Raw genomic sequence first — 5798 nt, forward strand, 5'->3', positions numbered from 1 at the left:
TGGGTGCAAAGTGATTAAAGATAATTAAGTCGCTTTTAGTAACACTCTCCGGAAATAAAGTAATCGCTGCAATCATATAATTCCCAATTAAATTGGTTTTAATATTATCAGTAGCATATAGCGTAGGAACAAAAGTGTTACTAAAAATATAAGTATTATTGTTTATTTTAAATGTAGAGTCTTTAATATCATTATCTGTTTGTAATTTATTTACATTCATGTATTTTAAACATAAATAGCTTGAAACGTAAAATGTTCCAAGCACACATTTTGATACTGCTATATTAAATGGTTTTTGCAATTCTTCTGCCATTTGTAAAATATTTGCTTTGCTTATATCTGCACTAATAAAGTGAATTTCTTTAATTCTTTTTCTTATAAATGGCTTTAGGAATTCGTCCATTAATATTGCTTTGAATTGAATGCCAATGGCGTTTCTAAAGCTTTCCGTTATTTTGTTTTCGTGGTATAGCGAATCATAAGGATGGGTGTAAGTGTTGATGATGATAATTAAGTTTTTCTTTAAATCAGGAAGATTCAAATTTTTTTGTTCAAATAAATTAAATATAGGGGTGAATTTAGAAATAGGGTAGGGATAATTGAATTGATGATTGAATAACAAAATTCCTTTTGCATTGCTGCCTGTTAAATGTATCCAATTGGTATTTACAGGGGGTGTATCACCCAAAACAGTTGCATTAAAATACAAGGAGTCATTAGGCTGGGCATAGATAAAAAAAGGGACACCATCAAATGTTATTTTAAAAAAAGTAGAAGTTTTTACGGTAATAGGTATAACTAATTCTTTGTTTGAGGATACATTGATACTTTTAGTAGCAAGGCAATGATTGTAAAATGTACCTTCATAAGGTTCAAAAACATTTAACTGCACATCATGGTCTGATGTTATAATACTTTTTAATAGAAATTTGTAAGCTTCCCCAAAAGTTGTCCATTTGAAGTTAGAGTTAACAAAAAAGCTAGTTAACTTTAAATTTTGAACCAAATGAAAAAAGGAAGATTTACTGAAGCGCAGATAGTATCTGCTATTAGAAAACAGGAATCAGGGATTGCTGTTAAAGACATTGCCCGGGAAATGGGTATAAGTGAAGCGACATTTTACAACTGGAAAGCGAAGTATGGCGGCATGGAGGTAAGTGAGGTTGTAAAGATGAAGCAGATGGAAGCAGAGCTCAGTGATTACAAAAAGATTGTAGCAGAACTGAGTCTTGAGAATCGAGCTATGAAAAACCTGATTGCAAAAAAGTTTTAACGCCTGAAGCGAAACGGGAAGCTGTTCATCATTTGCTAGAAGAAGAACAGTTAAGTAACGGTAAGGCGTGTGAGCTGATAGGTATATCCCGCAGCACCTACCAGTATCAATCAAAGCCCAAGGACGATGGAGCAATTCAGGATGCACTGATGGCACTTACTACAAAGCATGTTGCCATTGGGTTTTGGCAATGTTGTTATCGTCTTTGGAATAAAGGACACAAGTGGAATCATAAAAGAATCTACAGGGTTTATACCGATATGAAGTTGAATATCCGTCGCATGGCTAAAAAGCGGCTACCTGAAAGGATAAAACAACCATTAACGCTTCCGTCAGCACCTAATCAGGTATGGTGCATCGACTTTATGAGTGACACACTAGTAGATGGAAGAAGATTCCGACTGTTTAATGTTATGGATGATTTTAATCGGGAATCATTGGCTATTGAAGTGGATACTTAGTTACCATCACTAAGAGTAATCCGTGTGCTGGAAAAACTGAATGTACAAAGAGGTAAACCTGCCAATATCCGATGTGATAACGGACCTGAATTTATTAGCCATAAGCTGCAAGAATGGTGTAGTGATCAACGCAGACAAATAACAATTCAATTTATTGAACCGGGGAAACCCACACAAATTGCATACATCGAAAGAAAAAATGGAAGCATGAGGAGAAGAGAAGTATTAAATCCATACCTGTTTTATCGCTTATTGGAAGTAAGAGAGCAAATAGAGCAATGGAGGATTGATTACAATACAGACAGACCACACAAATCTCTAGGATACTCATCTCCCATAAAATTTGCTGAAGAAAATTACAAAAGATAAAGTGTAGATATATCCCTTTATCCAAAAAAGGCGAACGCAAATCATTCATTAATTGAAGAGAGCCGTTTAGTGGATAAAGTGATTGAAAAACAAAAGATCAGTACCTTAGAAATCTCTAATTAACAATGGCATTAAAAAAAGGGGAGCTTACACAATTACAACAGACTAAAATAACAAAGTGAAATTACTTATCTTTTATCTTTTGTTTTTATTTTGGAGAATAATGAATTTTTAATTGTGGAAAGAAAATTTTTTTTGTCAATTTGTGTTACTAAATTACCTAATAAAAAAGGTTTTAATGTTACTCTGAATGATAAATTATTTTTTGATTGTTCATTTTGTAATTTAAAGAATATTATTTTTTTATTTTGAAAGGAAATAATTGTGTCTATTTCTGTCTGGATAGTTCCATAAATATTTGAAGGGTATTTTTCAAAATTAATATTAATTGGTTGGTGTTGGTATATGTGTGAAGTATATTCTGAATCTATCTGCAAAGCAAATACTTCTTCAGAGTTATATGGCTTTTTAGTTTGTATTAGTTGAAATGGTATAGTTATTTTTTGCGGTATAGTTATATTATCAAGTAAATAAAATCCTGCTATTAAAATTATTCCAATAAAAGTATTTCCCCACATTATTAATAAGTGAGGAGATTTTTGAAATACTTCCTGCACTTCATTACTTCTTAATTCAAACTTATTTGATATCATGGTTTTATTTTTTAATTGCCTAGCTCTAATTGATTTTTTACCAATTCAAAATATTTACCTTTGATTCTTACAAGTTTTTCATGATTCCCAACTTCCACAATTTTACCCTTTTCTAAAACTATTATTTGATCAGCATTTTTTACTGTACTTAAGCGATGTGCAATAATTAAAACAGTCTTCCCTTTAAAAAAATCATTTAGGTTATCCATTATTTGTCTTTCGTTATTGGCATCCAAATTACTCGTAGCTTCATCAAAAAAAAGATAATTAGGATTTTTATATACAGAACGAGCAATTAATATTCTTTGTTTTTGCCCACCACTTAAAATTACTCCTGAACTTCCAATTTTGGTTGTATAACCTAGTGGAAGTTCATTAATAAACTCTTGCAAATTGGTTATTCTAATAGCATTTTCCATTGCGTTATAATCTAATTCTTTTCCATCTAATGCAATGTTTTTTGTTATTGTATCATAAAAAATAAAGCCTTCTTGCATTACTATTCCACATTGTTTTCGCCAAAATTTTGGTGATAATGATTGTAAGTTATCATTACCAATTAATATGTTACCCTTGACTGGTTGATAAAAATTTAATAATAATTTTAATAATGTTGTTTTTCCACTACCACTTGTGCCAACTATTGCTGTAATTTTACCTTTGGGAATAGTTAAATTAATATCTTTTAAAACAAATGGAGAGTTAGGTCCCTCATATTGAAAGGATAGATCTTGAAGTTTAATATCTTGATGTAATATATTAGTTATTTGTTGTTGGAATTTATTTGTTTTGTTATTTTCTTCATCGGTTTTATTATGAATTTCTTGCAATCTGTCCATGCTTAAATGTGCATCTTGTGCTGATTTTATGAAACTTACTAATTGTTCTAATGGACTATTAGTTTGTCCAATTATGTAGGAAATACTTAACAATACACCAATTGTCATATTTCCTTTTATAGCTTCGGTTGCTGCAATATATGAAATAATAATATTTTTCAAATGAGAAAAAAAAATAAATCCCGATTGCTGGTATTGCTCTAAAGCAAGACTCTTAATATTCAATTTAAAATATTTTACTTGTAATTGCTCCCACTCCCATCGCTTGGAAGTTTCACTACCATACAATTTTATTTCCTGCATACCAGTTATCATTTCAAATAACTTGTCTTGATTCTCTTTATTTCTAGCAAATCGTTTATAGTCTAATTGTTTACGTTTTTTTTGGAATAAAAAAATCCAAGTTATAGCTAATATACTAAAAACTATAAATACAAAGAGTATTTTAATGTTGTAAAATGATAATACAAGTGAAAAAATGACAATGTTAATTATTGAAAACAATGTGCTAAGTGTCGAGTTTGTCAAAAAATTTTCAATACGATGATGGTCACTAATGCGTTGAGAAATGTCCCCTATTGCTTTTGTATCAAAATATTTAATTGGTAGTTTTAATAGTTTAATTAAAAAATCGGAAATGATATTGAGGGTTACTCTTGCATTGATGTGTAACAAAAGCCAACTTCGTATAATTTCAATAATAGTATTACCTGTAAATAAAAATAGTTGTGATAATAAAATTAAATATAGAATTGATAAGTTTTTATCTGTAACACCAATGTCAATTAAAACTTGTGTAAGAAATGGAAATGTTAGTGAAATCAGGCTGGTGATGAACATTCCAATTAATAGTTGAACAATATATTTTTTGTAAGGTTTAAGGTAGCGAAATAAAAAAGTATAACCTTTATTCTTTTCCTTTACTTCATTTTTTTTTAAAAATTCAGGTGTTGGTTCTAATAATAATGATGTTCCCTTTTCATCAACCGTACTAATCCATGATTTAAAGAAAGTATCTTTGTCTATAGATATTAACCCATATGCAGGATCAGCAATCCTAAAATTCAATTTGCTTGAATTAAATAATTTTCTTTTTATCTGGTAGAGTACTACAAAATGATCTTGATTCCAATGTAAAATACAAGGTAATGGACTATTTTCTGTTAAATTTTTTAAAGTTAAATTAACCATAAGTGTACGAAAGCCTAATTTCTCTGCTGCATCATTTATGCTAAGTAAACTTACACCTTCACGACTTAAAAAGCATTCTTGCCTTAAATATTCTAAAGAATATGCTTTACCATAAAATTGTGTAATCATTTTTAGACATGCGGGGCCGCAATCCATTTTGTCATACTGAGGTTGAAATGGGAAATGAAAATAATTTCTAACTTTCAAGGTTATTTAGTTTTTCATTAAAAGCTAACAAGGATGATAATGTTAAAATAGATTGGGAGTTGTTCTGAATGAGTATTTTGAATTTATTTTCGTAATTTTCTTTATTTTTATCTATGGTATATAAGAGTAAATATTTTATTGATAATGGAATAAAATCAAGGTTAATTTTAAATCCCTTTTCGTATTTAGTTTCTTTAGTATAGCTTTTCCAATTATTACAAAGCAAAGATAATGTATATGTAAAATTATTATATCCTGAAGATTTTCTTTTAATCTCTGACATATTTATTTTTTCCAATAATATTTCAAAAAATACATCAAAATTAAATGAATGTTTATTGATACAATTAATTAGTAATATTATTATTGAATCCACGTAGTAACTTACAATTTCATACCAATAAGCATAATTTTCATTAATAAATTTATTGAATGAAATTTTAATTAAATTATTTTTTTCCCCATTAGTTAAATATAATATCATTTGACTAGAAATATCAATAACATCATAGATTCTTTCTAGCTTTATTAAAATTTTTATTTTATTAAAATTTTGCTCAAGAATTGCTAATAATGCATCTTTTAGATTAAAATTATTATCAATTAATTCATATCCTTTATTAATTGCTATATCAATATAATAGAATGCCATTTCATAATTCTTGAATTTATACTCTTTGTAAGCAATGACTGGATAATATACAAGGTCCATACCGATTTTACTCTGTCTCTTATACACATCTGA

At 28.9% G+C, this 5798-nt stretch carries 4 protein-coding genes and 1 pseudogene; 1 reads left to right on the top strand and 4 read right to left on the bottom strand.

The features are described from left to right. Positions 1-892, bottom strand: an 892-nt coding sequence (locus JK139_RS15100) for a hypothetical protein (RefSeq protein WP_218332087.1), incomplete at its 3' end; no start/stop codon positions are given. Positions 893-1006: 114 nt separating this feature from the next. On the opposite strand from JK139_RS15100, the pseudogene JK139_RS15105 reads away from it, so the two are divergent. Beyond that, positions 1007-2103 (top strand): annotated as a pseudogene (locus JK139_RS15105) (IS3 family transposase). A gap of 188 nt (positions 2104-2291) precedes the next feature. On the opposite strand, the gene JK139_RS15110 reads toward JK139_RS15105, so the two are convergent. The 3 genes from JK139_RS15110 to JK139_RS15120 form a co-directional block, all read right to left on the bottom strand. Continuing rightward, complete coding sequence (locus JK139_RS15110; RefSeq protein WP_143439231.1) at positions 2292-2816, bottom strand: hypothetical protein; 525 nt, start codon at positions 2814-2816, stop codon at positions 2292-2294. Between the two features lie 11 nt (positions 2817-2827). Then, a complete protein-coding gene (locus JK139_RS15115; protein WP_228733265.1) occupies positions 2828-5053 on the bottom strand; it encodes a peptidase domain-containing ABC transporter in 2226 nt (741 codons plus the stop codon). After that, a partial coding sequence (locus tag JK139_RS15120; protein WP_218332089.1) for a hypothetical protein occupies positions 5043-5798 on the bottom strand: 756 nt, incomplete at its 5' end. The genes JK139_RS15115 and JK139_RS15120, both read right to left, overlap by 11 nt.

The sequence above is a fragment of the Hydrotalea lipotrueae genome (genome assembly GCF_019249625.1).
Taxonomy (GTDB): domain Bacteria; phylum Bacteroidota; class Bacteroidia; order Chitinophagales; family Chitinophagaceae; genus Hydrotalea; species Hydrotalea flava.

What these genes read in the sequence shown, in the direction of transcription:
- JK139_RS15110 (WP_143439231.1), bottom strand. Translation starts at nt 2,816, where the DNA reads ATGATATCAAATAAGTTTGAATTAAGAAGTAATGAAGTGCAGGAAGTA.